40 protein-coding genes are annotated in these 23,514 nt (G+C 38.4%); 2 read left to right on the top strand and 38 right to left on the bottom strand.

Annotated elements, in window-relative coordinates; translation table 11 throughout:
- Window positions 1-12 precede the first annotated feature (12 nt).
- Window positions 13-720, top strand: coding sequence for a hypothetical protein (locus tag ITJ87_RS11940; RefSeq protein WP_117700607.1), 708 nt, complete (start codon window positions 13-15; stop codon window positions 718-720).
- Window positions 717-1,280, top strand: a complete 564-nt coding sequence (locus ITJ87_RS11945; RefSeq protein WP_005794364.1) for a DUF6549 family protein — start codon at window positions 717-719, stop codon at window positions 1,278-1,280. The genes ITJ87_RS11940 and ITJ87_RS11945 overlap by 4 nt, the downstream gene beginning before the upstream one ends.
- A 41-nt stretch (window positions 1,281-1,321) precedes the next feature.
- On the opposite strand, the gene ITJ87_RS11950 is transcribed toward ITJ87_RS11945, so the two are convergent.
- From ITJ87_RS11950 to ITJ87_RS12130, 38 genes are all read right to left on the bottom strand, one after another.
- Window positions 1,322-1,723 carry a DUF3127 domain-containing protein gene (locus tag ITJ87_RS11950; RefSeq protein WP_004326735.1) on the bottom strand — a complete coding sequence of 134 codons (402 nt, stop codon included), beginning with the start codon at window positions 1,721-1,723 and terminating at the stop codon, window positions 1,322-1,324.
- Window positions 1,724-1,909: 186 nt separating this feature from the next.
- Complete coding sequence (locus ITJ87_RS11955) at window positions 1,910-2,575, bottom strand: hypothetical protein (protein WP_004326734.1); 666 nt, start codon at window positions 2,573-2,575, stop codon at window positions 1,910-1,912.
- A 90-nt stretch (window positions 2,576-2,665) separates the two neighbouring features.
- Window positions 2,666-2,959, bottom strand: a complete 294-nt coding sequence (locus tag ITJ87_RS11960) for a MazG nucleotide pyrophosphohydrolase domain-containing protein (RefSeq protein ID WP_004326733.1) — start codon at window positions 2,957-2,959, stop codon at window positions 2,666-2,668.
- Window positions 2,943-3,344 carry a hypothetical protein gene (locus tag ITJ87_RS11965; RefSeq protein WP_005794355.1) on the bottom strand — a complete coding sequence of 134 codons (402 nt, stop codon included), beginning with the start codon at window positions 3,342-3,344 and terminating at the stop codon, window positions 2,943-2,945. The genes ITJ87_RS11960 and ITJ87_RS11965 overlap by 17 nt, the downstream gene beginning before the upstream one ends.
- A 1-nt stretch (window position 3,345) precedes the next feature.
- Window positions 3,346-3,861 carry a hypothetical protein gene (locus tag ITJ87_RS11970; protein ID WP_004326731.1) on the bottom strand — a complete coding sequence of 172 codons (516 nt, stop codon included), beginning with the start codon at window positions 3,859-3,861 and terminating at the stop codon, window positions 3,346-3,348.
- Window positions 3,858-4,265 carry a hypothetical protein gene (locus ITJ87_RS11975; RefSeq protein WP_005794352.1) on the bottom strand — a complete coding sequence of 136 codons (408 nt, stop codon included), beginning with the start codon at window positions 4,263-4,265 and terminating at the stop codon, window positions 3,858-3,860. Before ITJ87_RS11975 ends, ITJ87_RS11970 begins: the two co-directional genes overlap by 4 nt.
- Entirely contained in the window at window positions 4,262-5,527 is a 1,266-nt protein-coding gene (locus ITJ87_RS11980; protein ID WP_007846611.1) for an RNA-splicing ligase RtcB, read from the bottom strand. Before ITJ87_RS11980 ends, ITJ87_RS11975 begins: the two co-directional genes overlap by 4 nt.
- 186 nt (window positions 5,528-5,713) lie before the next feature.
- Entirely contained in the window at window positions 5,714-5,989 is a 276-nt protein-coding gene (locus tag ITJ87_RS18735; protein ID WP_007846615.1) for a hypothetical protein, read from the bottom strand.
- A complete protein-coding gene (locus ITJ87_RS11990; RefSeq protein WP_117696789.1) occupies window positions 5,989-6,480 on the bottom strand; it encodes a DNA N-6-adenine-methyltransferase in 492 nt (163 codons plus the stop codon). The genes ITJ87_RS18735 and ITJ87_RS11990 overlap by 1 nt, the downstream gene beginning before the upstream one ends.
- On the bottom strand, window positions 6,477-6,713 hold the full coding sequence (locus tag ITJ87_RS11995) for a hypothetical protein (protein WP_007846621.1): 237 nt from the start codon (window positions 6,711-6,713) through the stop codon (window positions 6,477-6,479). Before ITJ87_RS11995 ends, ITJ87_RS11990 begins: the two co-directional genes overlap by 4 nt.
- Window position 6,714: 1 nt before the next feature.
- On the bottom strand, window positions 6,715-7,632 hold the full coding sequence (locus ITJ87_RS12000) for a radical SAM protein (protein ID WP_117700608.1): 918 nt from the start codon (window positions 7,630-7,632) through the stop codon (window positions 6,715-6,717).
- Entirely contained in the window at window positions 7,632-7,979 is a 348-nt protein-coding gene (locus ITJ87_RS12005) for a DUF551 domain-containing protein (RefSeq protein WP_005794341.1), read from the bottom strand. Before ITJ87_RS12005 ends, ITJ87_RS12000 begins: the two co-directional genes overlap by 1 nt.
- Window positions 7,980-7,981: 2 nt before the next feature.
- On the bottom strand, window positions 7,982-8,377 hold the full coding sequence (locus ITJ87_RS18740; RefSeq protein WP_007854407.1) for a DNA methyltransferase: 396 nt from the start codon (window positions 8,375-8,377) through the stop codon (window positions 7,982-7,984).
- 73 nt (window positions 8,378-8,450) lie between these two features.
- A complete protein-coding gene (locus ITJ87_RS18745) occupies window positions 8,451-8,618 on the bottom strand; it encodes a hypothetical protein (protein ID WP_225538764.1) in 168 nt (55 codons plus the stop codon).
- Between the two features lie 271 nt (window positions 8,619-8,889).
- Window positions 8,890-9,744, bottom strand: coding sequence for a phosphoadenosine phosphosulfate reductase family protein (locus ITJ87_RS12015; RefSeq protein WP_196096241.1), 855 nt, complete (start codon window positions 9,742-9,744; stop codon window positions 8,890-8,892).
- A gap of 2 nt (window positions 9,745-9,746) precedes the next feature.
- Window positions 9,747-10,001 carry a hypothetical protein gene (locus tag ITJ87_RS12020; protein WP_005794336.1) on the bottom strand — a complete coding sequence of 85 codons (255 nt, stop codon included), beginning with the start codon at window positions 9,999-10,001 and terminating at the stop codon, window positions 9,747-9,749.
- Window positions 9,958-10,323, bottom strand: a complete 366-nt coding sequence (locus tag ITJ87_RS12025; RefSeq protein ID WP_005794334.1) for a hypothetical protein — start codon at window positions 10,321-10,323, stop codon at window positions 9,958-9,960. Before ITJ87_RS12025 ends, ITJ87_RS12020 begins: the two co-directional genes overlap by 44 nt.
- A 54-nt stretch (window positions 10,324-10,377) precedes the next feature.
- Window positions 10,378-10,557: a hypothetical protein gene (locus tag ITJ87_RS12030; protein ID WP_005794333.1), complete on the bottom strand. Its 180-nt coding sequence runs from the start codon at window positions 10,555-10,557 to the stop codon at window positions 10,378-10,380.
- A 51-nt stretch (window positions 10,558-10,608) separates the two neighbouring features.
- Window positions 10,609-11,193, bottom strand: coding sequence for a hypothetical protein (locus ITJ87_RS12035; protein ID WP_196096243.1), 585 nt, complete (start codon window positions 11,191-11,193; stop codon window positions 10,609-10,611).
- An 8-nt stretch (window positions 11,194-11,201) separates the two neighbouring features.
- Window positions 11,202-11,912 (bottom strand): TIGR02757 family protein, encoded by a 711-nt coding sequence (locus ITJ87_RS12040; RefSeq protein WP_117700610.1) that lies wholly within the window; start codon window positions 11,910-11,912, stop codon window positions 11,202-11,204.
- Window positions 11,884-12,552, bottom strand: coding sequence for a hypothetical protein (locus ITJ87_RS12045; protein ID WP_117700611.1), 669 nt, complete (start codon window positions 12,550-12,552; stop codon window positions 11,884-11,886). Before ITJ87_RS12045 ends, ITJ87_RS12040 begins: the two co-directional genes overlap by 29 nt.
- The gene (locus ITJ87_RS12050; RefSeq protein ID WP_009132280.1) at window positions 12,434-12,853 is read right to left on the bottom strand and encodes a hypothetical protein; all 420 of its coding nucleotides are present in this window, start codon (window positions 12,851-12,853) and stop codon (window positions 12,434-12,436) included. Before ITJ87_RS12050 ends, ITJ87_RS12045 begins: the two co-directional genes overlap by 119 nt.
- Before the next feature lie 5 nt (window positions 12,854-12,858).
- The gene (locus ITJ87_RS12055; protein ID WP_117700612.1) at window positions 12,859-13,965 is read right to left on the bottom strand and encodes a DNA cytosine methyltransferase; all 1,107 of its coding nucleotides are present in this window, start codon (window positions 13,963-13,965) and stop codon (window positions 12,859-12,861) included.
- Window positions 13,950-14,486 (bottom strand): hypothetical protein, encoded by a 537-nt coding sequence (locus tag ITJ87_RS12060; protein WP_007854438.1) that lies wholly within the window; start codon window positions 14,484-14,486, stop codon window positions 13,950-13,952. Before ITJ87_RS12060 ends, ITJ87_RS12055 begins: the two co-directional genes overlap by 16 nt.
- Window positions 14,487-14,602: 116 nt before the next feature.
- Window positions 14,603-14,764 (bottom strand): hypothetical protein, encoded by a 162-nt coding sequence (locus tag ITJ87_RS12065; RefSeq protein ID WP_005794321.1) that lies wholly within the window; start codon window positions 14,762-14,764, stop codon window positions 14,603-14,605.
- A gap of 83 nt (window positions 14,765-14,847) precedes the next feature.
- Window positions 14,848-15,219 (bottom strand): hypothetical protein, encoded by a 372-nt coding sequence (locus tag ITJ87_RS12070; protein ID WP_230391777.1) that lies wholly within the window; start codon window positions 15,217-15,219, stop codon window positions 14,848-14,850.
- 536 nt (window positions 15,220-15,755) lie between these two features.
- Window positions 15,756-15,965, bottom strand: coding sequence for a hypothetical protein (locus ITJ87_RS12075; RefSeq protein ID WP_004326707.1), 210 nt, complete (start codon window positions 15,963-15,965; stop codon window positions 15,756-15,758).
- A gap of 1 nt (window position 15,966) precedes the next feature.
- Window positions 15,967-16,776 (bottom strand): hypothetical protein, encoded by an 810-nt coding sequence (locus ITJ87_RS12080; RefSeq protein ID WP_004326706.1) that lies wholly within the window; start codon window positions 16,774-16,776, stop codon window positions 15,967-15,969.
- 159 nt (window positions 16,777-16,935) lie between these two features.
- The gene (locus ITJ87_RS12085; RefSeq protein ID WP_009132286.1) at window positions 16,936-17,679 is read right to left on the bottom strand and encodes a hypothetical protein; all 744 of its coding nucleotides are present in this window, start codon (window positions 17,677-17,679) and stop codon (window positions 16,936-16,938) included.
- Window positions 17,680-17,685: 6 nt separating this feature from the next.
- On the bottom strand, window positions 17,686-17,964 hold the full coding sequence (locus ITJ87_RS12090; RefSeq protein ID WP_009132287.1) for an HU family DNA-binding protein: 279 nt from the start codon (window positions 17,962-17,964) through the stop codon (window positions 17,686-17,688).
- Window positions 17,965-17,967: 3 nt separating this feature from the next.
- Window positions 17,968-18,396 carry a hypothetical protein gene (locus tag ITJ87_RS12095; RefSeq protein WP_009132288.1) on the bottom strand — a complete coding sequence of 143 codons (429 nt, stop codon included), beginning with the start codon at window positions 18,394-18,396 and terminating at the stop codon, window positions 17,968-17,970.
- 289 nt (window positions 18,397-18,685) lie between these two features.
- The gene (locus ITJ87_RS12100) at window positions 18,686-19,132 is read right to left on the bottom strand and encodes a hypothetical protein (protein WP_229128048.1); all 447 of its coding nucleotides are present in this window, start codon (window positions 19,130-19,132) and stop codon (window positions 18,686-18,688) included.
- 165 nt (window positions 19,133-19,297) lie between these two features.
- Window positions 19,298-19,522: a hypothetical protein gene (locus tag ITJ87_RS12105; protein ID WP_009132290.1), complete on the bottom strand. Its 225-nt coding sequence runs from the start codon at window positions 19,520-19,522 to the stop codon at window positions 19,298-19,300.
- Window positions 19,522-20,430 (bottom strand): recombinase RecT, encoded by a 909-nt coding sequence (locus ITJ87_RS12110; RefSeq protein WP_004326700.1) that lies wholly within the window; start codon window positions 20,428-20,430, stop codon window positions 19,522-19,524. Before ITJ87_RS12110 ends, ITJ87_RS12105 begins: the two co-directional genes overlap by 1 nt.
- Entirely contained in the window at window positions 20,427-21,395 is a 969-nt protein-coding gene (locus tag ITJ87_RS12115) for a PD-(D/E)XK nuclease-like domain-containing protein (RefSeq protein WP_009132291.1), read from the bottom strand. The genes ITJ87_RS12110 and ITJ87_RS12115 overlap by 4 nt, the downstream gene beginning before the upstream one ends.
- A 71-nt stretch (window positions 21,396-21,466) precedes the next feature.
- Complete coding sequence (locus ITJ87_RS12120) at window positions 21,467-22,168, bottom strand: hypothetical protein (RefSeq protein ID WP_117797000.1); 702 nt, start codon at window positions 22,166-22,168, stop codon at window positions 21,467-21,469.
- A 384-nt stretch (window positions 22,169-22,552) separates the two neighbouring features.
- Window positions 22,553-22,804 carry a helix-turn-helix domain-containing protein gene (locus ITJ87_RS12125; RefSeq protein WP_024987683.1) on the bottom strand — a complete coding sequence of 84 codons (252 nt, stop codon included), beginning with the start codon at window positions 22,802-22,804 and terminating at the stop codon, window positions 22,553-22,555.
- Window positions 22,801-23,004, bottom strand: coding sequence for a hypothetical protein (locus tag ITJ87_RS12130; protein WP_004326696.1), 204 nt, complete (start codon window positions 23,002-23,004; stop codon window positions 22,801-22,803). Before ITJ87_RS12130 ends, ITJ87_RS12125 begins: the two co-directional genes overlap by 4 nt.
- Between the last annotated feature and the right edge of the window lie 510 nt (window positions 23,005-23,514).

Here is a 23,514-nt window from a genome sequence, read left to right on the forward strand (position 1 = left end):
CACATAGAAGATATGGCAAACTTGAATTTTACTCTTAAAGAAGAGGATTGGTACGAAAGCCAACCTATACAGTTATCTACTGGGAAATTTGCTATTAGCATCAATTTTGGAGATGCAGCAAACAACAGAGTTGTTGTGTACAAAAGTTCTAATGGAAAGGATTATGTACCTTACAAAACAGCACTTGGGGTTGGAGAGTTCTGTGATATGAATGTCGACGGGTTGATAGCCGGACAATATGTTATGGTAGGATGTAATGAACTTCCTATTTCATCTTCATTTTTGGAAAGTTCTGATGGTAGCAGCAGTGCGAGCAAATCGGATATTTTAGCAGAAAGCGGACGTGCTCAACTGGCAGAGTCCCAACTGGAACAGTCCATAAATGCGGTGAAGACCGCTTTGGATGAATTGGTTGGTACTGTTGATGCGACTACGGCCATTGACACCTTCAATGAAATTGAAACCTTCCTTGCAGGAGTAACCAATGAAAAAACTCTGACTGGAATGTTGGCTGTTACTGATGGAAAGGCCGTGACCGCACAAACAACGGCTGATGCTGCAAAAAGTACAGCTCAAACAGCTCTTAGTAAAGCCACTGCCAATGAAACAAAACTTAATACAATACCTGAAATGCCGGAGAATGACAGTAAGATATATGGTTTCTGTAATGGTGCATGGGTAGTTATTGCGGAAGTTGGTAAAAATGTATATACAGATTGATTATGAGATTGAAGATAGGTATAGGAGTAATCTTTGTGTTACTCCTTGCGGCAACCTTTTTGATGTACCGGTTGTGGCAGGAAGAGAAGAAGGAAAGTGCCCGACTTTCAGATAATATGAAAAGTCTCTGTACTGGGCTTGAAGAATATAAGATTAGGGATAGTCTAAATGTGGTTGAAAACCATGTTTTACGGCTTAACATAGAAGAATTGAAAGAGCTGCGGAGTGCGGATGCAAAACTAATAAAAGAATTGAATCTGCGTCCAAAAGAAGTCGAATATATCACAACCACAAAAGTTGTCACTAAAGACAGTATTGTATTTGTTCTGAAAGACAGCTGTTTCAATTATTCAGATAAATGGGTGGATTTTTATGCAAATATTCCTGACAGCACATTTACTTATGAAGTGAGAGACAGTCTTTCAAGTGCGATAAGCCGGATATATAAACACAGGTTCCTATGGTGGAGATGGGGGACAAAGGGGTATAAACAAACGATAGTCAATCATAACCCACGAAGCAAAATCGTTTATAATGAAATTGTAAAGGTGGAACATTAATTAATAAGAAGGGAGCCGAAATGCTCCCTTCTCCTTTTTCTTTAGAAAGGCAAATCGTCTTTTTGTTCCCCAAAATCCACTGGCGGTTGAGGTATGGCAGTTTGTACGGGTGCCGCGGTGGATGATGCCCCCTGATAATAAGTTTGGGGCTGTTGCGCTGCGGTAGGCTGTCCTGGATTACGGAGTGTTGCTTTCCAGCAAGTAATGGAGTTAAACCATTTTCCTTGCCATTCATTCGCATTAATATCTATTTCAATATCAACGTCTTGCCCGACTGCTAATCCAAAATTCTGAATATTGCTATTCATTACTGAAAAAGCGACTTTTTTAGGGTATTGGCCGGGAATTTCCAAAACGAAATCTTGTCTTTGCCAGTTGTTACCATTTTTTGAGACACCCGATTGTATCGGTTGTGCCACAATAATTTTTCCTTCTAATTTCATTGTTCGCTTATAAATAGTTAAACACTATATGCCCGGCCTTTTCAAGTTTACGGGCATAATCTAACATTCTTTCTTTAGTGCTGAAACTTTCATCATTCCACCAAATGCCAAATCTTTTAATCTGACACTGATAGCGTTTGTCTCCTAATAGATTCTCGGATATTCCTATACGATATTTTGCCATTTTTATTCATCATCCCCAGCCGGATTTAACTTGTCTGACTCATTGATTGCGCGGCTGATAATATCACAATCAGTAAGTTTTCGTTGTATGATAGCCATCCCCCTTTTGCAATTATCACTTTGATTGAGGTCACAATACCCTCCCTTATATAAAATATCAGAAAGTTCGTCCAATACTTTAAGTGTGTCAGTGAGCCGGAGATATGTTATTCCGGTTACTTCTTTGTTGTATGGACGGACTTCTTCTATCCGTTTGTCAAGGGATAGACAAGCAAGCTCTGCCATACATCTTGTAAGTTCTACTTTGGCAAGTAAGGCACTGTTTTCAATCCGGCATTTGTCAAATTCCAGTTTAATGGAGTATTCCATTTTAAGCAGATCAGGTTGTACTTCATCTGCAATATACTGGTTAGCATCAGCCATGAAAAAAGCCCGGTGTCCAGCTATTTTATTGATTTTCTTTTCATATTGAAGCATCAACTGTTCCAGTTTATTTCCTTGCTGCTTTACGCGGAAACGACAAAGCCTTGATTTACGTAATTCACTTAACATTTCTACAATTAAGGAACAAACTATGTCATTGGTGAACAATATGTTATATATTGCTGCCAGTGTGATATTTTCAGCTTTTAACTTCTTGTCTTTTATATCACCTATTTTTCTTTCCATAAGTTCATGAAATCTTTATAGACACATGGTAGTGCAAAGATAAGGACAAACGTCTCAACAATCAACTTTATTAATTGTCCGGTTCCTATATCAATCCATTCTGTTTTTATTATAATTCATTTTGGCTTCAATGAGTGAATCAATGTCACATTTGAAATGATGTAGTGTACTTAGGGCAACAATGATTACATCTGCCAGTTCTTCTTCTACATCTAAATACTCTTTAATATGTGGAGATTTCTCACCCGTACACTCAAAGACTTCGGCAACTTCTTCAAGCAGATCGCGGTGAAGATTGTTGTTGCTATCATTGTCGGGATCAATCTTTCCACGTCTTACGGCACATTCATAAGCTTTCTGCGCGATCTCATTTAATTTTCCCATTATCAATATGTTTTATCCAGTTATTATCTTTCTCCAAAAACCATTGCCAGCCATTTTGGGGCTTGATTTTTCGTTTTATATACCGGCGAACTGTGGCATAATTCAGATTTAGCTTTTGGGCGGCTTGGGTTATTGAATCGAATCTATACCATTTGCCTTCGGGAGTGATTGCGATACACGCAAAGGCATGGGCGTTTCCATTAGACCAATATCTATGTCCTTTCAAAGCCTCGCTGTGTCTTTTTCTTATTTCAACAGCTCTCTCTTTGCCATAGTATTCTTCATAGGTTTTTCCTCTTAATCCGTGGTGATAGCCTTTATTGAAAACATTATGTCCGTTGACAACCCGTGTGACCGGTATTTCAGGGTCTAATCTTAATTCCATATTATTCCTTATTTTTGTAATTATCTCTTCTCATTTGGTGATAGCGATAGTACATGGATAAGTCGAGTTTACGAATGAAATTATCATCCGCTTTCATGTCAGAAACTTTTTGGGCAGGCTTGACTACCTCAAAGAAAATTCTCTTTACCGCATACCTTCCCTTTTCAAGAGAATAACATTGCACTGATCCTTCATAAGCATAAATAAGCCCGGCAAAATCAGGGACTTCATCGGGCTTTATCAAACTTTTTGGTACTATATAATAAAAATAATTGGTACGTTGGCCGGAAGTGACAACATCAAACTTGTTCTTGCCATATTTATCACTTTTCTTTTTATCCTTATGGAAATCACATCTGCTTACTTTTACTTCATATTCATAAGTCAGGCGTGACCGGGTAACTTCCAATAAGTCAGCTTCCCATTTCCCGACAAAAATATTGGGAAAGATGCGGTTTCCTTTTTTATCACGAAAAACATGATCGCAAAAGCCTTGTATAATATCAAGTGTTTTCATTTGATCTTTCCATGTTCCTTATCCAGTTCATACTCAAAAAATCCTTTTGCCTTATCATAAAGTCCGTCCTTTATATCAGAGAAATACATAGCGGCATTAAAGGCTTTCAATGCTGCCACACGAGCTTTCTTCTTATAATAGTCTGCCCGTTTGATCGTATTTTCTTCTTTTCTACGTTCTTGCTGTTCCAAATATCGGTCAACCGCTTCTCGTCCCCAACGGAACATGTCTTCTTTGTCGGCAAAGGTGGCAGATTCTTCACGGATCAGCCTTTTCTCCGAGGAAATGACATAAGCTGATATTCCTTTGTATCTACGAATGGAAACGGCTATGTCGAAACCTTTATAATTTTGCTGTTCAACATAGCCGCCAAGAGTATATGGGAAGTCTGTCTTTTCTATCATACAGCTTTGATATTGATTAGTGGCACAATTGTATCAATAATTTCTACCGTAGGTTCTATAAGCTCTTTTATTTCCTGAACATTTTTGTATGCCATAGGACTTTCATCCAATGTCCCTTCACATACGGAAGTGGAATACACTTTGCTCATTTGGGTTTTGAATGCGTCCATTGATAATCTTTCTTTAGCTTCGGAACGGGAGTATAAGCGTCCTGCACCATGTGGTGCAGAATAGTTCCAGTCTTTGTTTCCCTTACCACGACAAAGAAGAATACCGTCTGCCATATTCATAGGAATCACAACGTAATCATTGGCGTATGCGGCAATAGCCCCTTTACGGATTATCATATCATCAAAGCTGATATAGTTATGGACTGTCTCAACGGATATTGTAGCGTTCCAGCTCAAAGTTCTGATTATACGCTGTATAATCAACTTGCGGTTGAATGCGGCATATCCTTGTGCGATCACCATGTCACATAAATAGTGGAGCATTGCTTCATTTGTGAGATACCCGGAATATTCGGCAAATTTTTCCTTCAAACGTAGTATTTCAGTTTGCATGAATTGTGGCTCAACAGTGGACTTCAAGCGTTGAATTTCATTAGAAAAAGCCTTTTTATCAAATTTTGCTATTTCTGCATGGTATTTACAGACCTTCACACCAAAGTTGCGCGATCCGGTATGTATTGTAAGAAATATATTATTGGTTGACTCGGCACGCCCCAGTTCTATAAAGTGGTTTCCACCTCCCAATGTACCTAAAGAGTTGTAGAATGTGCCTTCATTTATCCCCACCTTCTTACAAAGTTGTGATACATATTCTTCATTAATAACTGGTTTGGTTAGTTGGTATTTAGAGCAGAACTGATCCATTCTGATAGATAAGAAGGTAAACAAATCTTCCTTTTCTTGTTTGGATAAGGGTTGTTGGTTAATCTCAAATCCCATAGGTATGATGGAACGGATTGCATGATTAATGTCCGGGAAAGACTCTTCTGTTATTGCATTTTCAATTTCTACACACAACATTCCACAACCAATATCCACTCCGATATGATTGGGGTTGACACGATCTGTAACTGGCATGGTGAATCCAATCACTATATCTACTCCCTGATGGGTATCAGGCATAATACGAACCGGAACACCAGTCGTAACCGGATTGTTCAAAATGTTTTGTATCGTTCCAATAGCTTCATTTTCTATTGCATTTGTAAATATTTTACAATCTTTGCCGAATTTTCCTTGTAATTCAATCATAATCAAATCTTTTCGTTAAGTTTTTCAAGAAGTTCATTCGCACAGTTCTTTGCGTATTCTTCATCTTCATCATGAAAGGACTTGACTGTTATCCAAATCCCTGCAAATTTAACTTGTACTTTGTAATCAAGAAGGAGGTATTTCTCTCTGTTTCCGCTGCAATTATCTTCTACGAAGGTAGTCGTTTTATTGATTCTGTACTGTTTCATCATTATTTATTTCTTTAGAGTGGCAATTTCTATCAAGTATCTTAATGCACTGTTTAATTCCAGTATCAAATCCTTCTTTATAGCCTTTGGTATGCTCACCTAAAACATATATAGTCATTGACAGCCAAAATAGAAGTATGCCAACGGATTTATACCAGCATGGTAAAGATACAGAAAAGGGTTTTAAGGTGATAGAGAAATCACCGATCCACAGAAGACCGGCAATGAGCATGAGTAAATATAAGACTTTCATCATTTATCATTGTTAAGTTCAACATATTTGCCTTGTAAAGAGCAGTTCCTTAAAATTTCGGCATTTTCCCGGCCAAATGCAATAAGAACACTACCGCAACCGGGGCTGTCCCCACGTGTTCCATCGGGACGGAAGAATTTTATTCGATTCCTCAAAAACATCATACCGGTTGCTTTCGTGAAGATGATGTCTTGAAACTTATTGCTGTCACACCGGTTAAAAAGTAGTGCTATACCGTTGCCGTGTTCTGCCAATTTCTCTACAAACTGCCATATAAGCGGTTTGGAGTACGGAGGGTTAAGCCAAATTCGCCCCCCCCAATTTTGTATAAGACCATTGTCCTGCTTGTTGTACATGATTTTTGCGGTAGGCCAAAGAGGGTGCATGGGAGCACATGGATCAAGGTCAAATTCACCTAATGCTTCAATGATTTCTCGTGGTGTGTACCATTCATCGGAAGCGTTTGCAGATCGTTCAAAAGATGTATTCATGTATTACTTACATTTAGGATTTTACGAATTTCTATATGATCGCAATTTTCATCAGCCTTTTTCAGAATATAAGCAATTTCTTCTTCCTTACTCATGTTCTGTGGACGTTTCGTTGCTTCTGCTCTCAATTCAGAAATAATTTTATCTACTTCGGGATTAGGAGTTTCATATAATTTTTTAAATTCAGCGGCTCTACGTTTAATAAGTCGCTCTGTCTTTTTGTTTAATTTCATCTCACAATATTTTAAAGTATTCCTTACATAAAAAAACTTTTCTTGGTGAAAAGTCTTTGAAGTCGCAACTCATGTATATTTCCTTCCTATCAGCCCAATGTGCCATGTCTTTCTGCCACTGTGGAATAATTTGGTGTGGATTGTTCAGATCACGAAAGGGTTGACAATGTGGAAGAAAACGGCGGCTTTTAGATTTCCAGTAGTTGACGCGCGCAAACGATTCTTCAAAGTCCATAAGGATGCAATACAAGAAATATTCCCCTTTATATCCATACTTGTCTATTAAAGCGGAAGCACGTTCAACTTCTGCAATCTGTCCCGGTGTATCGCATCCAAAGCGAATACGTTTAATCCATTTTACTTTTGCAAGTAGCCGAGCGATTTCATCCGTGATTAAACGAGCATCCAGTCCTTGATTAAAATCCACTTTGATACCCAGTTTGATGATTTTCTCTATTTGCTGCAAGCCATAGTTTGAGGCCAGTATATTATTATCCATAAGGATAGCTTTCTTCCGTCCGGCTGTTATTTCCTCAATATCCATATAAGGTGAAATTTTTCCTTCTTTTTTAGGAACAACACACCATTTACACCGATTGGGACACCCACGTGTCAGAAATCCATAGGACAAATTGGAGTCAATATTGTAGATCGAGTAATCAGGTTGAAGACGATCAACCTCAACTGGAAGAACTTTTTCAATATCATATCCGGTACCACCTTTTTCTATTTGGTTAGCATTGATATAATAGTTATAGTCGGGTGTGAAAGTGAAAACTTTAGCTACATATACTTTATCATATTTACATAGTGGATTATACCATTCCACTTGATCGCCTCTTGCTTTGTGGTAAGCACTGATCTTCATAAGTGCTAAATTGGGGAAATTGCTATCAACGGCTAAAATTCCAATATTCATTATTCTTCAAATTTAGGTTTTGGCATCCATGCTATCGGTTCCCATGACGGAGGTATGCTGCTCATTGAAGAGTAAATTGGGTTACCTTTGTACGTGTCATAGATATAACCATCCATGCAGAACCATACATTGTTGCTATATGTACCGTTAAAAATCGCACCATGTTTACATAGAATGATGATGTCTTCATTTTCATCCGGTAACCGTTCTTTCACTGATACCCACGGAGGTTGTTTTGTCTGCCATCTGGCTCCTTCTTTGAATCCTATTCTAAAACAAGTTATTTTATCCCAGTCAGGATGTACGCCTCCAATTTCATTTACGGCTTCTTCTAATGTCTGTTTCATATCTATTTATCAAATAAATTAGTTTGAACCAACCTTCCTCTCTCTGTTTTTATCTCCCCAAAACATTCCCGGTGAAAACGTTCTTCTTGTGCTTCAAAGTATTCTTCATCTATTTCAGTTGCATAGAAATCGAATCCAAGTCCATAAGCAGCTATTCTGCTGCTTCCTGAACCTAAATGACTATCAAAAATTTTGTCTCCCTCTTTGGCGTTTTTTCTTAATATTTCAGCATATAATTTCACTGGCTTCTGACAACGATGGATATTTCCACCTCGTTCTCCAATTGTACACCGGTTTAGAGTTATGATCCGAAGAGCCTTGTCAAAACTACTCCATGCCAATTCACCGTCAGACATAGTTAATCCATGTTGTCCTTTATCCCAAACAATCCAACCCATTTTGGGAGGAAGATAGGTAGTAAAGTAGTTACCACCAAAAATTATTTGATTCTTCGATACCCTGAATAGTTCCTCAAAATATTTCTTTCCGGGGGGGGGACTTATCCCAATCCTTTCTTTTATATTGTTTAAAGCCTAAATGCTTCGGCATCCCACCTTTGTGCATTATGTCTATGCCATACTGGGGATCGACTATCGCTAAATCAAAGAACTTATCAGGAATCCCCTTCATGTATTCCATACAGTCCATGTTATATACTTCGCTTATCGGCATTATTTATATCCTTTCTATTCTGTTATTATTAATTTCATGTGCATTCTTGAAATCATTTTCTCTTCTTCTTTCAACTTATGATAATAATCTATAGCTTCATCTTTAGTATTGAATGTACCAACACACGAATAATGCCAAGATCCGAAAGGATCTTTGAGGATAAACAAGTTGTATGAACCTAAGACCGTTTTCGCCAAATAGTAAGGATCTCGTATCATAATGTTCATTCCATTTTTATTTACTCGCATAGTCCATGAAACAGACTCATGCAGGCATATCCACCTTCCGGCTCGAACATATCAGGGGTATGTTCTTTAACGTACTCCAAAACTTCCTCTACATAAGGATATTGTTTGTTTTTACAGAATCTTTGAGGTATGTATAATGGAGGAAAGAAGGAATGTCCTACGCTTTTCTCTGCTTGAATTAGGCGTTGGCACATTTTAGGATCATTTTTGGCTATGAGTTCGATTTCTTTGTGCCGACACATGATACACGGGAAACATCCAACACGTGAGAATCCACGATAATACAATGGATTCGGTTTCTGCCCTGCATCCAGTATGCAATCTATAACTTGCTGTGCACTCCATTTGAAGATCGGTCTTAAAACAGAAGCGTCATATTGGGAACACCATTCTTTGACATCCTTACTTCGGTAGTTTTCAGTTCTTCCTTTCTTATTAGGTTGAAAATACGATTTGAAGTACATACATTCCTCTTCCATTGCCGCACGTGCTGTACTTTCTCCGGCTCTGATACCTTGTATGATAATGCAGCTTTCTTTCAAAGAAAGTACATAATCAATCATTGGCTTCATTTTTAGTTCACTGGTACAAAATCGTGCATTCGTGGAAGGAAATCTTTTCTTATGAGCTGCCAAAGACACAAAATCATATTTTGATTTGAGAGTTATAAGTCTTACACCCATTTGCAGACAAACATCATTCACATGTTTATATGTGTCAGGGTGTTCCCAACCGGTGTCACAAAACACAGCGGTTAAATTCCCCCCCCCCCCATATTGTTTGAAGGCTTGGATTAAACATGCTTGTGAATCCTTACCACCTGAAAAACTTACTAATATTTTCATTTTTATGCCATTTCAATTTTTACATATTCATTTTTATTAATCCCGGCACTACCTTTGGGAGAATACACTAATCGGCCTCCATTATCCAATATCTTTTGTACATCTTTCATAGCTTGGTATGCTTGGGTATAGTCTTTGTATTCTTGGTGGCCTATTGGATATTTGCAATATCTTCTACCACCGTCAGGCATGATGCTGATACCGAATACTGTTTCATAAGTTTTTCGGTTGAAATTCTGTTGAGTCCTTACTTTCATTTTTTTTGATACATTTTCCCAGTTTAAGTATAAATACACATTCGTTATCCGGTGCTCCCCAATTGGTGTTACCAACTCCGATGGTTATAGATTCAAGTTCAAAAAGCATTGTCCGTTTGGTGTAGCCAAAACGGAAGCGAACATGAGTGTATTCTTTGGGGTGAAAGCCGTTTCCACGTGTAATACAAGAAAAACAAATAGCTTTCTTACAATAGAAACCAGTCTTTTCATAGGAATTGCGACCTCCACATTTTGCTAATCTTCCGATCCAGTATTTCTTGATCTCTCTGTATTCTTCTTTCTTATTTCCGGATTCGATCATTTCATACCATTTTGCTTTTAATGGCAGGTCAAGGATTTTCATATTAACCATAGTCTAAAAGAGTTGCGGATTCTGTTTGTCGTGAAGGATTTTTTGAACACGTTCAATTTCTTCATCTACTTCACGCTCAATTTGTTTACTTATTCGTAAATCTATCTGTCTCTTATTTTTTAAATATTCTTTTTGGCAACGGCGCATTTCCACCACTTTGTCGAAAAAATCTTTTGGAGTCATAGATTTAAAAGGTATGGAAAAGGCCGCTTTGATGCGGCCTCCCCAGTGTGATTACTTTTTTCCAATCAGAAAGTCTTTCCACAATTCTTTGAATTGTTCTCCAAAGTAAATTGCGATTTCACTTGATTTTACAGCAAGGCGAGAGCCGAAATATGCACCCGAGTACGACCAATCGCTATTCGAGTTCGCACAAGCGAGGCCGCAATGCGCACCGTCATACGCATCACCGCCCCAAAGAACCAGCCGATTACGATCCTCTTCGTCCATTTCATCAATTTCTTTTTGATTATAAAGATAAAACCACGGCGTATAACGGTATTCATCTTTAGTAAATCGTGGAAAATCAGGATCGTTGTTTAACGCACGGGCAATAGTGCATAGTTTGATGTAGGCGAGGTGTGCAATATCAGCCACTTCTTCTTTGTGTCCGTCTTCATCTTCAACAAGTAGGCGAACAATGGGTTTTACACCTATTGCTTCACAAGCATCTTCGTAGGTTTTAATATTGTGATAATCTGTATAATCCGGCTTTTGCTTTCCGAATAGGGCTGTTAGAATACTAATTGCTTTAGGACAGTCGTTTGCTTCACTAAAAGCGGCTGTTACCTTTTCTTGTGTGATTTTAAGTTCTGACATAATGTAAATTATTTATTGTTAATACTATATCCGAATAATGCAAAATCTCCCCGGCACGGATCATCCGGGAAAATTGTTTTCATGTAATTGGTTACTTGTTGAACCATTTTCCAGTCCTCTGTTTTGCGTGTTGTTATCCCAAGCTGATGTGCCATTTTTGCAACATGCGCATCCAATGGTATGTATAATTCTGTTGGATGAATAATAGTCCAAATACCTAAATCCACCGGCGATTTTCGTACTACCCACCGTAGAAACAGACAAATACGCTTGCATGGAGAATCACGCTCCAATTTTGGAATACCTTTTACGCCACCAAAATCTGTTTGTATTTCACGGATAACATTGTTGTAACCCTCATAAAATACTTCCAAATCATCCCATTCCTGATATATGTTGTACAACCGCTGGCAAATGCAGAAGAAGTCATGGTAGGTGAACATACGGTAGAAGGTATTTGTATTTTCTTTGTATTGTTCCCATACTTTGTTCATAATGAAGTCATAAGGAGAATTACCCATTAGATTATCCAAAATTTCTGCTTGCTGCATTATCAGTTTGCGATTCCCGAAAGCTATCCATGAGGTAAGAAAGGCACTGATTTCTATGTCCTTTTTATCATTGTACTTATGTGGAAAAAATATAGGATCATCTTTTATAAAATCAGGTGTTTCAAATTGTTTCGCCCAGTCAAGTAGTTTGTCTCTTAGTTCTTCCATAATATTCTTCTTTCCATTTTTTGAAAGCGGCTTCTTTATCATTTGATTTCATCCTTTGTATGAATGATTGATGGGATTCCAATAATTCTTTGGCCTCTTCATCTCCATTTTCCGATCTTTCAGTTAGATGTTTGATATATTCTCCGTAGAACATTCCAGTGCTGTTATTATTTTGTTCATGGGCTTCATTAATTGAAAGAGAAGAAACAATTTCATCACGCTGTGCATCGTATTCATTTAACCAGCCGAGAATGATATTACCGTCCAGCCTATCGTAAATCTTACCGGAAGCCATAGCATTACGGAAACACAATTTGATTTCCTCCAATTTGAGATAATAGAATCTGTCTATTATTAGATCAGCGGTAAGTGCCACTTGAACATCATTCATCGTTTTTCCGACATTGAAAAAAGACACAAGCTCGTTAATCGCAATTACCAGTATGGCTCTTGCGCCAGCCAATGTGATTTCTTTTCTTATAACGGAGAGTGGTAGGTTAGGAGTGTTGAGAACAGCTTCTTTAATCGAACTTACGTGCAATCCCTTGTAATACTCCGCTTGCAAGGTCAGCAAGTCTTTCAACGCTTTCTTTTCGGTTGCCGGGAGATTGCTGTTGACTTGAATTAAGTTGTTTCCCATACTTGTTAAAATCATTATTAGACCATCTGACTAAACGTTTGGAAACTTCAAATGTACGTTCCTTCTCAAAGCGCATTTTCCGGCCTCCGCATTCAGTCCAATACTCAAAAAAGTCCTTCAACATATCATCAGGATATTTTCCTCTATACATGAGGACTTCACTTCTGAATTTGTCTTTCCTTGCAGAAAGAGAATCCTTATTCATATTCATCTTATGGCCTAATCCGGCCATGAATGCTTGTTCCAATGTTGCATCGGGATGATCCCGACACCATTGGGCTGCTAATTCTTCTGATTTCATTTGATTTATAATTTAGATAACCAATATTTCCATACTCGTGAGGCTACTTGTGCCATCATAACGGGTGGTACACTCATTCCACAGATATAATGTGGGGATTGGTTGAGGAAATGATAATCTTGTGGAAATGTGGATATATTACATACTTCTGACCGTGATAAATATATAGGCTGCTTAAAAGGAATAATTGAGTCTGCATGAGTTGTTAGGGTGTAGCTTACTTTGTTCTCATATAGATATTGTTGATTAAAAAAGCCTCGTTTTCCAGTTTGTTTCTTATAGGCCTCTGCCAAAGCAATATCTCCTGCCACTCTCTGCTCAAATAACTTTCTCATTTTTACGCCAATAGGCTTTCCCTTGTAATCCGCATATTCCCCATAATATATTTCCGATTCATTAAATTCCATGTCGATGTATGGCTCAACATTGAAGAGGTCTGAAACTTTTAGGAAATGGGCTCCCAAATCATGTCTGATACATATAAAGAATACACGTTCTCTTTTTTGAGGTACTCCCATTTTAGAAGCATCAAGAAGAAAATGCTGACAATAATAACCAGCTTCCTCAAAGTCTTTGTATATACGTCTGACATAATCAATCGCATTCCCTAAAAGAAGTCCTTTCACATTTTCAGCAATAACGACTTTAGGTTTTAAGCGTTTGGCAAGTGCAATAAAATCAAAAAAGAGCGTGTCTAAAACTTGTGTCTTTTGACCTTCCTTGAATTTCTTTTCTTTACCCCACGCATCTTCACGTAATCCCGACATGCTAAATGTACTGCAAGGTGGTGATCCGTCCAATATATCTAAATGGTACAGTTCCTCGGGAAGATTATTCCTTTTCACTAAATCACGAATATCTTCCAAATAACTATACTGGGGATGATGGTTTGTTTCATAGCATTTCATCATTCGTGGATCAATCTCATTACAGCCAATAACATCGTAACCTGCTATTTTGTAACCCATAGTAGAGCCACCGCCACATGCAAAACAAGAAAATACCTTTCCTTTATCTTTAGTAAAAACAGCATCTTCTAAAGACCAGCGATAAGGATAGAGATGTTGTGTATGGGGGGGGGTAATTACATCTTTCATCATTCCACCTCCCATAATTCAGCTACTCTTTTGAACTCTTCATCAGCCGGAACCGGGCAATCTTTGATCCATTGCATATCTTTTACTTTCCATAACGAAAGGTCTGTGTTGTCAGGAATATGCTTTTTAATATCAGGAAAAAGATTGAGCCGAAGAGATTTACTTTCCATAAGTTCATCTTTGTAATCCAACAAAAAATTATTGGCCTCCAATAAACTATGAATATCATTAACAGAATGTGGAGTGTAAACAACTCCATCGAAGTATCTGATATAATTGGGGAGCATATCAGCCAGTGCCGTATATAGAAATAATTTTCCTTTATTGCCATAGGCCAATTTTTGAACGGTTTTGATACTTTCAGCCAAATTTGCCAGTTTTTCAGGAAACAAAAGTGGTTCTCCACCAGTTATCATGATCTCTTTGTAATTAAAGTGCTCAACAACTGGTAATTTTGAAAAATCCCATGAGTTGTTGCAACACATAGGACATTTGTTCGGACATTTGGTTGTAACCAATAGACGTAACTTTTCCATTTATAATGATATTGTTTGGGTGTATTTCAATTCTCCGGTATATCCACGTGCTTTCAATTCTGCGATAAGTTCCCGTGGAGAAAATTTTGCCAATTCAGGATTGGAATATATTTTCTTCAAATTCCCCCCCCTCCCGGAGTTTTCTTACGGTTTCTGGCATAAACATTACCGCACTCTTTACAATATGTCTGCAATCCATCTTCGGTTGAAGCATTTTTCCAAAACTCACTGACCGGAAGTTCCCGGCCACATTTGCTACATTTTTTTAATTTTTCCATTATTCCTTTTCTTTAATTCTACCATATTCACATATTAGTAAAGCATCCGAAGTTGCCAATGTAACTTTTGCATACGGGAACAGCTATTGGGCTTTCTTCTTTAAGATGTTTTTCCATTCTGTCTTACCCAATTTGTCTGTATTTCGTAATCCTATAGTTTTTTGCCAAGTTTGTGGAGATACTGTTACTGTCGGAATCCCACAAGCTATCAATCCCATAGTCAGCTGTCCGTAACCTTCTCCAAAAACAAAAGAGGCAGAAGCACTTTGTCCGGTCATGCCATTCACTCGTTCCAAATAACAAACGCTATTTTCTTTGTATATGGAGAGAAAATCTAATAAGTCTTTGGGAGTTGGTGGCATTTTGATACACTCCAATAATTTGTTATTCTCGGTGTCGTACACTACAATTCCACCGTTTTTGCCAACATCTATACCTATGATCCTTCGTTTCATAAATTATACTTTTTTGTTTATAAATCTTTTGAGCTTAATTACATCTTTCTTTCCAAGCCTTAGTGCTTCACTGGTCTTGATGTCAGAAGGTGAAGCTTTACAATTCTCGGTTATCCTTTCAAAATGTCGGATAAAGGATTTTAGGAAATAGTCGGGGATTTCAACTTTCATAATGATTGATTTATGTGGATAAGCCCGGACTCGAACCGGGAACTGTTGCAATCAGGATTTTCGTTTCTGCTTCCGTTTGTACGTATGTCAAGTGTTAATAGCATATTACCTGACTCGTGATGCTATTCGTGCATTTTTACCACAGAAACTAAGCGTCTTCCGATTTCGCCACTTATCCGTTTGCCTCTACAATAGAGGCATTTTACATGAACAAAAAGACTCTTTGTAGTATCTACCGTCGTGGAGCGTATGCAGCGTACTCGACTCGACTTGCAAAGAGAAGAAAAAAGGTGAGGCATGATAGTTCCCGGATAGGCGGTCAAGCCACACCGGGAGAAGCTGATTATTAATCGGGTTGATAATTATTATTTTAGGAATTTAGCAAAAGTCTTGATTGAGCCTTCATTATTACTTTTTAAAGAGGCCAATTCTGTATTTTTAGAAGTTAGTGTAGAAATAACAGATTTATTCTTTTCGATTTCTGCATCAATATCACTATTAAGTGTTTCCAAATCGGCTTTTGCTTGTGCAAATTGAGACAATATTGTATCTCTTCTTTGTTGAAATGTCAGCATATTATTTTGTCATTTTTAAAAATTCAGGAGCAATGCCATATAGAGGTGTCTTCCCGTCCCACTTGTCTATAAATTGTTTATATAAAATCTCACGGGTGAGTCCACGGGACGCAATTAAAGCTTGTTCTGTTTTTAGTTGCTCCAGTTCGTTTTGCTTCTTTTGTTCTTCAATCTTCTGATCAAGTACCGAAATATTAGTGTTTACCTCGTTACGGCTATCTATTTTATCGCGGACAGCTCTTGAAAATTCCAATTGTGCGGAGAAGGTCAACAACTGCAATCCCCGTTTCTCAAATTCTTTATCAACGATCTGTTCCAGTCTCTTTTCAAATACCAATGAACCACCGTCAGCCATCAGACTGTCTGTTTTATGTTTGCGACTTTCTTCTTTGATAAGATCATATATACGTGGCTCCAAAATATTATCTTCTAATGATTGCATAAAGCCATCTTTTCCCGATGGGGTGTCAGCCTTATCAATATGCTTGTTATCAAATACAATATCAATAGCCCTGTTTTTCATTACTTTATAAGAGTAAGTTGGCCGGGCTGTAAACTCTGTATTGTCGGCTGCCTTTAGTGTGACTGGATCAGAAAATTCTCCGCGCTGATCGAATAGCGGAACTTGAAAAAGCTCTGTGCCTAATTCCCATGTAGATACCTTACCGGCAACGATTTTAAAATCTTCTTTCCCTTGTTTGCCGTAGTTCTCCATAAGGACACCGGCATAATTGGGAGCAACTCTTTCGCATGAAGCAAACAAAACAACGGCAAATAGTGCCACAATCAAAAAATCAATCTTTCTTTTCATTTTCTACTTTTTTAATGATATTATAAACTATAAATGCTACAGTCAGCATGATTATTGAAATTCCAAGCCACGCATTTATGTGATTGAATACGCGGTTGCCAATGAAGAAAGCCGATACGACAAGTACCGGCTTCCAGTATTTCTTTACAGACTTCATTGTTATTGTTCGATAATGGCAATATCCGGTGCCAATTTACGAATTAACAACAATTGCTCGTCAATGGCCTTATTACGCTCTTCTTCCACTATTACTTCTGCACCGGGAGAGCAAAGGGATAATCGAATGTTACGCCCATCCACATCTGCAATGATTTCCACTTCAATTTCTTCTGCCGGGCGACCTTTGAAAATCGGAACAATAAGATTGAATGAGGCCGGAAGATTGGAGTTGACAACTTGGCTGTAATTGTCAGTGCGACTACCGTTGTCTTGTCGGGAGTTTTCCACTTTTGAGTCAATGCTGGCTTTGAAGTTCTTCAAGACTGTTACCAGTTCCATGTTGTATTGTGCATCCTTGAAGAAGGCACGATTCATTTTGAAGAACTTTGAAAGCTGCACCGGTTCCCATGTCTTGCTTGTGTTAATACCAAATTCAAGAAACTTGGGATAGTATTTCAACTCACCTCTTACAGTAGCTTTATTCCTACTGTCAGTTTCATTGGTGACAAGTTTAAGTGTCATTTTCTCCCGATCAACAAGAATATAGCAACGTTTCTGATTGATCTGCTCTTTTTCAGAGATTCTTTTCAAGAGAAATTCATGAACACTTCCAATTGTTCCGGCTAATTCTACCTTATCAGGCTCCAGTACCGGTAACTCATTTTCTTCGTGAAGTTCAATAACTCTAAGGGTTGCTTCGGTCATACCCGGAGCAAAGTTCACTTGCATCTTTTCGTTTCCCATGCTGTTCTACAAATTTTTAGTTCTGTTTTTAAATGATTTGGCAGGTTTGAAATGTGGAGTATAATGCTCCGCTATGACAATAGTCTCGTTTTTGTGTATGTTACGAGCAACTTTTCGTTTATAGTGTTTGGGTGACAGTGTGCCAAAACCTCTGATATAAAGAGTCTTTCCATTAGCTACTGCATCCACGGTCTCTTTCAGTGCTGCCTCTATGACAGTTCGGACTTCACAAATAGCGATACCGGTTGATTCGGCTACTTGCTTGATAAGTTCTTCTTTCCTCATAGCTTATCCCTCCGTACCAGTAGATTCCATGTCCTCGAAGACTGTTTTCTGCATCTCTTGTGCTTCCATCGGACGTTCTTTAACCAAGTCACCATTACCATTGTAATATCCGGTAGTACGGGTGCTACGTTCCATGAACTTAAAGCATTCATCCGTAATTTCCTCATAACCACGCTTTATATCGGTAAGCAACGTTTTTTTACGCTCTTTTTTAGGTTTCATCTTGTCTTTGTATGCCTGCATGAAAGCTTTCTTTTCTTCTTCCAGTGCGGCCATATCAAGATCAATATTTGCCAACTCCGTTTTCCGTTCACCCATTTCTTCCTCACTGAAAGGAGAGGTATAGGTGATTCTTTCAACTGCTGCGCAATTGTCTTCCAACATTTGTCTGCGAAGCAATGGATTCTTGTCTTTAAATAGTTCTTTATCCATATCATAACGGTTTTAAGCCATATCGGGCAGAACCGACAAATGGCTGTGGGTTAGTCCTTATGTTTGCTTTGTGTATATCATCTGTACGATGATTGAATAATCGGGGTAATCCCGTTATTTTGTCATATACAACCAGTTCAGACGATACATAACAAATAAAGCCTTTCAGTCGCTCTTTCAACCATGCGTTCTGATAGGCTCTGCGTTCACGATACTCTTGGTAGCTCATTCCTTTGGGACGAGCTGTGAGAAGGGGAGTGTAATTTCTCGCCCCCCCCCCGATTTAGATTTACTCTTTCCCATCAATCAAATTTTTATATTGTTTTTCTGAAACGAACTTGTCGCAGTTCTTATACCAAGTGCCATCATTTATTTTGTATGGGTTGCTCGTTTCATCCACTTCATTCATAATACCGACTACCGCATTTTCTTTGTTGTTATCATCCCATACGATAACAACATCGCCGACAGTCGGGATATATTCAGGCTGTAACTTCTCAAAATTGAAGGAGTAATGTTTTTCTTCCTTCATGGCGGCAAGCATCTTTGCCTTTTCCTCTTCTGTAGCTTTACGGAATCCCTTCATGCCTCCGATACCAGCTTCGGGTGTGAGTTTTACAAAAACTCTGTCACCTTCATCGTTGGAAGGAACATAAGCGACAAGGCCGAAAGGTACTTTTATTGCTGGTAAAAAAGGAAGCGGCCTTTCTTCTCTAATTTCAGAGAGAATCATCATGCTGCCCCCTCCGCGATTTGGATTGATAATTACGTCACCGGGGATGAATGTCTCACCTTCAAACTCAAATTTACCCCCCCCCCATAACTTTTTGGGTAGATTGCATACTTTCTTCTTTCACGATTTTTACCATGTGTCCTTCGGGCACTTCAACTGTTACTGTTCTCATTTTAATTTGATTTTAAACTGGTTATTGTATTCTATGTATTTTTTCGGGCAGGTTGTTTCTATAATTCCGTTCATTGTAGGAATACGAAACAACTTGCCGGATTTATGAAGCTCTTTTTCAAGCTGTTTTGCTTTATGTAAAGCAGCCAAAGAACGTGTTTCATTTTCGATCAGTTCTTTAGCCGCTGTGATACTGTTACTAATTTTTTCACATGAATCCATTACTTGACTTCTTCTGCGTATGGAGTATCGTCTTCCTCAAAATCGTCCGGTTTCTGACCTTGTGCCTTTTTCCAGTCTTCAAACATTTCATCATCCAACTGGCTCTCTGTTTCAAGAACTTTAATCATGGAATCTGAAATGCCGGTTTTGGGCAGGAATTTGAAAGCCCAGTTCACGATTGTTTTTCGAGCCATTTCTTCAAAGTCTGTGTCCCACGGGGATTGCTTGCCTTTCTTGACAGCCTCACTACGACTTTTTATTTCTTCAATACGTGCTTTGGGCATTGCATCGAATTTTACAACACCGGAAGTCAAGACTGCAAAATAGTAGCCTCCAAGAAGATCACCACGTTCTCCGAATACATTGGGTTTGTGGATGATAGTGCCACCGGTACCTTTTGTCATGCTGAACTCGTCATTAGCATAAACCAAATCAGAATAAATATCTTTTACAACACCGGTGCGGATCAAAATATCAACTTTACCCATGTATGAAGCTTGGAACTTCACTTTGCCTTTGTACGGTACAAGATACCCCAACCTTAGTTCAGGATTGAGCGTCAGACCGGTAAGAGAAACGTTTTTGATTGCTTCGACAAGATGATCGGGATATTGCCGGGCACAGTCAATCAAATAAGGATTATTCAACATTGCCTGCATAGCGAAATTGACTTCACGGGCAAATTGCTGTTCTGTGCCACCAGCTGCTATAAATGCCTTTTTAGGGGAGATAAAACAGCTTTCCAATCCTTTCAGTTGTACTGGAAAGGCTGGTGGGGCAGAAGGAACGGGCGGTTGTGGTGTGGAAGGTGTTGGGGAGACCGGTTCTGTTTTTGTTGGTGAAGGAGCATTGTGTTGTTCCATTCCCAAGTTCCCTTGTTGGGGGGATTGATTCTCTGTTTTACTCATTGTTCTTGATTATTATAAAAGTTAAACATCTTGTTCTTTTCAAATGCAGGTGTGTCAGGTATCATTATTCTTCGTCCTTTGAATCCCGGCTGAATAAATATCTGTGCACCGTCAAAATCATTGTTTTGTGTACAGTAAACATGCTGGTCTAACAATTTCTTGAATGCCAATGCGCTTGCCCCCATTTTCACAATTCCGTCTTCCAAATGGAAAGCCCAGTTAGCTGCACTGACAAATACTGCGTCATAGGGAGCTGTCTTTTGTTGCATAACCCAGTAGAACTCCTTCCATACTCCAGTACGTTCATGTTCAAAAAACTGGTAGAAGGCTGCCGAAATACCGTAATGAAATTTGGCGATAGTCCGGTTAACTGTTTCTTCATGAAGATCATCAACCGCCAATGTTTTCCAGTCAACAATTTTTTTGGCCGTTTCCACATCAGGGCGATATTTGAACTTGCATCCTTCGTATTCAACGAAATGGCTAACTTCGGCTTTTCCCCATTTTAATATCTGCCTAATCTGTTTGGAGGTGTCCCGGCAATTATTAAGAAGCTCATAAACCATTGTTTCAACCAATTGTATATCGGTTGTGCTTGTCAATGTTTTACCGGGATTTGATTCTTTGGCCTCTATTAGTGCAATCTGATATTTTTGGGTGTCTCGTCCATACGGACAGCCAGTTTTAGGATTTATAGGTGGCTCAAATACAAGAAGATTGTTTCTCCATTTGTCAAGTGTTCCAGTATTAACAAGACTTTCCATTGCATCATGGTACAGCGAGCCTTTTTCAGAAGCTTCAATACTGATCTCGAACATTTCAGGGTGCAATGCCTTGTATCGGGCAAACTTTGGGGACACCATATAATCTTTAATCTGCGTACTACTTAGGAAATCTTTGAATCTTTCTCCACGGTGGTATTCTTCATTTGGCAGATTGTAAATTGTATCTTCTATATTACTCATATAATGAATTTGGAGTTTTACAAAAAACTCCCTACTTTCGCAAGCAAGGAGCCAATAACTAACTAAAAAACTTATTCATCACTTGTAGATAGTAATTCTTTGTAATTCTGTAATATGTATTCTTTTTCTTTATCTGTAAAAGAATAGGCTTTAGCCATAAATTTCATTGCCATATCCTCATTGTGATCGGAAAGGGGATAATAGTCAGTAGCGAATTTGTAAGTAAGCCTATTCAATCGCTCATACTTAACTTTGACCTCTTTAACCCGTCCGCTTATTTCCGAGATAATACCGGACGCTTCTTGCATCTTTTCGTCATATTCTTTTTGGTCTTTCGCTGCTTGTTCTTTCATAACCTTGTTCTGTGCGGCAAAGTTTGAAATCTTTTCGTATAGTTCACTTGAATATACAAAGCCACAGTTAACCTCAAAGTCTGGCTTGATAGAGTAATTGTATTTATCTTTCTTGACGAGATATTTGTAGTCGCTTCCGAGTTTGTTCCAATCGTATTCAACTTTGCGAAGGGTTTTCGCATTACGTAATGCTTCTGCTACCGCATTCGCTTCTTCCATGTCTGTAAAAGCGTAACCTTCAAAGAATGGGATCGTGAACACTTTCAAATCAGCAGGTTCAATCTCAAACAATTCGGGAACCTCCGGCTTATCCATAATTTTGATACCTTCCTCCATCATGCGGAGTTTAATCAATTTCTGTACATCTTCCTCCGTTAACGCAAGAATCTCTTGCTCGGTCATTTCTGTAAATCCTTTCATACTTTTAGCATTTAAAATGTGTTCCCGTCCGCGTTCCGATGGATTGTTGGCCGTAGCTTTTTAGCGGTGACCGCTTCTTGCGAAGCACGGGTATATATATCATTTAAAGTATCTATTCAGTTAAGAATGTATTTATAAACGCCCTACGTTTACTTTGTCATAATATAAGTTGTTTTTGATAACTTAGTGATTCGTGTGCTGCATCTTCTTATTGGCAGTCCGTATTCACACTCTTTTCACTAATCCGCTTTGGCTACTTTGTCGGTCTATTTCGCCCTTTAGATAAGCAGTAAACCTTGTTTTAAGTCTTTATTTGTTCAGACTATACAATATGTCAAAGAACGTTTTGTTAGTTCCCGGAAAGACGGCCAAATCCGTCCGGGATTATTTTCTTTCCATGAATTTTCTCAAAGCTGATTTGGTAAAAATGAGACTCTTGCCATTTTTGGTGTGAGGAATATCATGTATTCGATTGTATAAGGTTTGCAACTTCCATCCAAGAAATACAGCTGCTTGTTTGGCATTCAAATACTCTTCGGTTTCAGCAGTCGCCATTTCTGTTACAGCCTTTCTCACATCATTGCGAATAAACTTGTGCAGTTCTTCTGCAATCATTCTGGCATCTGAACGGTTCATTTCTTTATCGCTTCGATGGTTATCTGATTTTTATCTTTGTCGATGGATATTGAATATCTTTCAACGTCTTCACGGGGATCAGTAAAAGCTAATTGATAGGCGTAGCTTCTTGCATTGACGCAATCCTTGTAAGAATCCAGCTGCATCACTTTGGAAGAACCAGCTTTAATGCTTAGAATATCTTTCTTTGTTACTTTCATATTATTTTCTATTTTATACTTAAATTTTCCACAAAAAATTTGCATAAAAGAAAGCTAACAACTACATTTGCCAATGAGATATGTAGTAAGTGGCTTTTGAAGTCGCCAGCTTTCTTGTTGTTCAAACTTACACTCTTTGTTTGTTTGACGTTGCAAATATACTTCATATTTTCAGAAGTACAATAAAATACTTCATAAAATTTGTAGTATTTCGTATGTTATAAAACATATTTTAATGTAAGTTGCTGGTTTATAAAATGTTATACAAGTGAGGCTTGCGTAAAAAGAAAGCTTTCTGAAAAAAAAGTAATGTCGTTCTATTAGTATTGTAATAATTGAAGAAGTAAAAGACGATCTCATTCGGTAAGGTGCTGGATTGCTGCATAGTTAGCCCTTAGACGGTTTCCCGTTTTTGCTATATGCAGCATAAGAAATGTCTCGTTCGTATAAGTACGCCGTTCTTAGCTGGCCGGGCATTAACAAGTTACCCGACTTCCCGGATTTTTCGCT

The sequence above is a fragment of the Bacteroides sp. HF-162 genome (genome assembly GCF_015679285.1).
GTDB lineage: Bacteria > Bacteroidota > Bacteroidia > Bacteroidales > Bacteroidaceae > Bacteroides > Bacteroides uniformis.

Bases quoted from the DNA above. Each gene is read 5' to 3' on its own strand.
- ITJ87_RS11940 (WP_117700607.1), top strand. From the start codon at position 13: ATGGCAAACTTGAATTTTACTCTTAAAGAAGAGGATTGGTACGAAAGC.
- ITJ87_RS11950 (WP_004326735.1), bottom strand. From the start codon at position 1,723: ATGAAATTAGAAGGAAAAATTATTGTGGCACAACCGATACAATCGGGT.
- ITJ87_RS11955 (WP_004326734.1), bottom strand. From the start codon at position 2,575: ATGGAAAGAAAAATAGGTGATATAAAAGACAAGAAGTTAAAAGCTGAA.
- ITJ87_RS11960 (WP_004326733.1), bottom strand. From the start codon at position 2,959: ATGGGAAAATTAAATGAGATCGCGCAGAAAGCTTATGAATGTGCCGTA.
- ITJ87_RS11965 (WP_005794355.1), bottom strand. From the start codon at position 3,344: ATGGAATTAAGATTAGACCCTGAAATACCGGTCACACGGGTTGTCAAC.
- ITJ87_RS11970 (WP_004326731.1), bottom strand. From the start codon at position 3,861: ATGAAAACACTTGATATTATACAAGGCTTTTGCGATCATGTTTTTCGT.
- ITJ87_RS11975 (WP_005794352.1), bottom strand. From the start codon at position 4,265: ATGATAGAAAAGACAGACTTCCCATATACTCTTGGCGGCTATGTTGAA.
- ITJ87_RS11980 (WP_007846611.1), bottom strand. From the start codon at position 5,527: ATGATTGAATTACAAGGAAAATTCGGCAAAGATTGTAAAATATTTACA.
- ITJ87_RS18735 (WP_007846615.1), bottom strand. From the start codon at position 5,989: ATGAAAGTCTTATATTTACTCATGCTCATTGCCGGTCTTCTGTGGATC.
- ITJ87_RS11990 (WP_117696789.1), bottom strand. From the start codon at position 6,480: ATGAATACATCTTTTGAACGATCTGCAAACGCTTCCGATGAATGGTAC.
- ITJ87_RS11995 (WP_007846621.1), bottom strand. From the start codon at position 6,713: ATGAAATTAAACAAAAAGACAGAGCGACTTATTAAACGTAGAGCCGCT.
- ITJ87_RS12000 (WP_117700608.1), bottom strand. From the start codon at position 7,632: ATGAATATTGGAATTTTAGCCGTTGATAGCAATTTCCCCAATTTAGCA.
- ITJ87_RS12005 (WP_005794341.1), bottom strand. From the start codon at position 7,979: ATGAAACAGACATTAGAAGAAGCCGTAAATGAAATTGGAGGCGTACAT.
- ITJ87_RS18740 (WP_007854407.1), bottom strand. From the start codon at position 8,377: ATGGGTTGGATTGTTTGGGATAAAGGACAACATGGATTAACTATGTCT.
- ITJ87_RS18745 (WP_225538764.1), bottom strand. From the start codon at position 8,618: ATGGAATACATGAAGGGGATTCCTGATAAGTTCTTTGATTTAGCGATA.
- ITJ87_RS12015 (WP_196096241.1), bottom strand. From the start codon at position 9,744: ATGAAAATATTAGTAAGTTTTTCAGGTGGTAAGGATTCACAAGCATGT.
- ITJ87_RS12020 (WP_005794336.1), bottom strand. From the start codon at position 10,001: ATGAAAGTAAGGACTCAACAGAATTTCAACCGAAAAACTTATGAAACA.
- ITJ87_RS12025 (WP_005794334.1), bottom strand. From the start codon at position 10,323: ATGATCGAATCCGGAAATAAGAAAGAAGAATACAGAGAGATCAAGAAA.
- ITJ87_RS12030 (WP_005794333.1), bottom strand. From the start codon at position 10,557: ATGACTCCAAAAGATTTTTTCGACAAAGTGGTGGAAATGCGCCGTTGC.
- ITJ87_RS12035 (WP_196096243.1), bottom strand. From the start codon at position 11,193: ATGTCAGAACTTAAAATCACACAAGAAAAGGTAACAGCCGCTTTTAGT.
- ITJ87_RS12040 (WP_117700610.1), bottom strand. From the start codon at position 11,912: ATGGAAGAACTAAGAGACAAACTACTTGACTGGGCGAAACAATTTGAA.
- ITJ87_RS12045 (WP_117700611.1), bottom strand. From the start codon at position 12,552: ATGGGAAACAACTTAATTCAAGTCAACAGCAATCTCCCGGCAACCGAA.
- ITJ87_RS12050 (WP_009132280.1), bottom strand. From the start codon at position 12,853: ATGAAATCAGAAGAATTAGCAGCCCAATGGTGTCGGGATCATCCCGAT.
- ITJ87_RS12055 (WP_117700612.1), bottom strand. From the start codon at position 13,965: ATGGGAGGTGGAATGATGAAAGATGTAATTACCCCCCCCCATACACAA.
- ITJ87_RS12060 (WP_007854438.1), bottom strand. From the start codon at position 14,486: ATGGAAAAGTTACGTCTATTGGTTACAACCAAATGTCCGAACAAATGT.
- ITJ87_RS12065 (WP_005794321.1), bottom strand. From the start codon at position 14,764: ATGGAAAAATTAAAAAAATGTAGCAAATGTGGCCGGGAACTTCCGGTC.
- ITJ87_RS12070 (WP_230391777.1), bottom strand. From the start codon at position 15,219: ATGAAACGAAGGATCATAGGTATAGATGTTGGCAAAAACGGTGGAATT.
- ITJ87_RS12075 (WP_004326707.1), bottom strand. From the start codon at position 15,965: ATGCTGACATTTCAACAAAGAAGAGATACAATATTGTCTCAATTTGCA.
- ITJ87_RS12080 (WP_004326706.1), bottom strand. From the start codon at position 16,776: ATGAAAAGAAAGATTGATTTTTTGATTGTGGCACTATTTGCCGTTGTT.
- ITJ87_RS12085 (WP_009132286.1), bottom strand. From the start codon at position 17,679: ATGGGAAACGAAAAGATGCAAGTGAACTTTGCTCCGGGTATGACCGAA.
- ITJ87_RS12090 (WP_009132287.1), bottom strand. From the start codon at position 17,964: ATGAGGAAAGAAGAACTTATCAAGCAAGTAGCCGAATCAACCGGTATC.
- ITJ87_RS12095 (WP_009132288.1), bottom strand. From the start codon at position 18,396: ATGGATAAAGAACTATTTAAAGACAAGAATCCATTGCTTCGCAGACAA.
- ITJ87_RS12100 (WP_229128048.1), bottom strand. From the start codon at position 19,132: ATGATGATTCTCTCTGAAATTAGAGAAGAAAGGCCGCTTCCTTTTTTA.
- ITJ87_RS12105 (WP_009132290.1), bottom strand. From the start codon at position 19,522: ATGGATTCATGTGAAAAAATTAGTAACAGTATCACAGCGGCTAAAGAA.
- ITJ87_RS12110 (WP_004326700.1), bottom strand. From the start codon at position 20,430: ATGAGTAAAACAGAGAATCAATCCCCCCAACAAGGGAACTTGGGAATG.
- ITJ87_RS12115 (WP_009132291.1), bottom strand. From the start codon at position 21,395: ATGAGTAATATAGAAGATACAATTTACAATCTGCCAAATGAAGAATAC.
- ITJ87_RS12120 (WP_117797000.1), bottom strand. From the start codon at position 22,168: ATGAAAGGATTTACAGAAATGACCGAGCAAGAGATTCTTGCGTTAACG.
- ITJ87_RS12125 (WP_024987683.1), bottom strand. From the start codon at position 22,804: ATGAACCGTTCAGATGCCAGAATGATTGCAGAAGAACTGCACAAGTTT.
- ITJ87_RS12130 (WP_004326696.1), bottom strand. From the start codon at position 23,004: ATGAAAGTAACAAAGAAAGATATTCTAAGCATTAAAGCTGGTTCTTCC.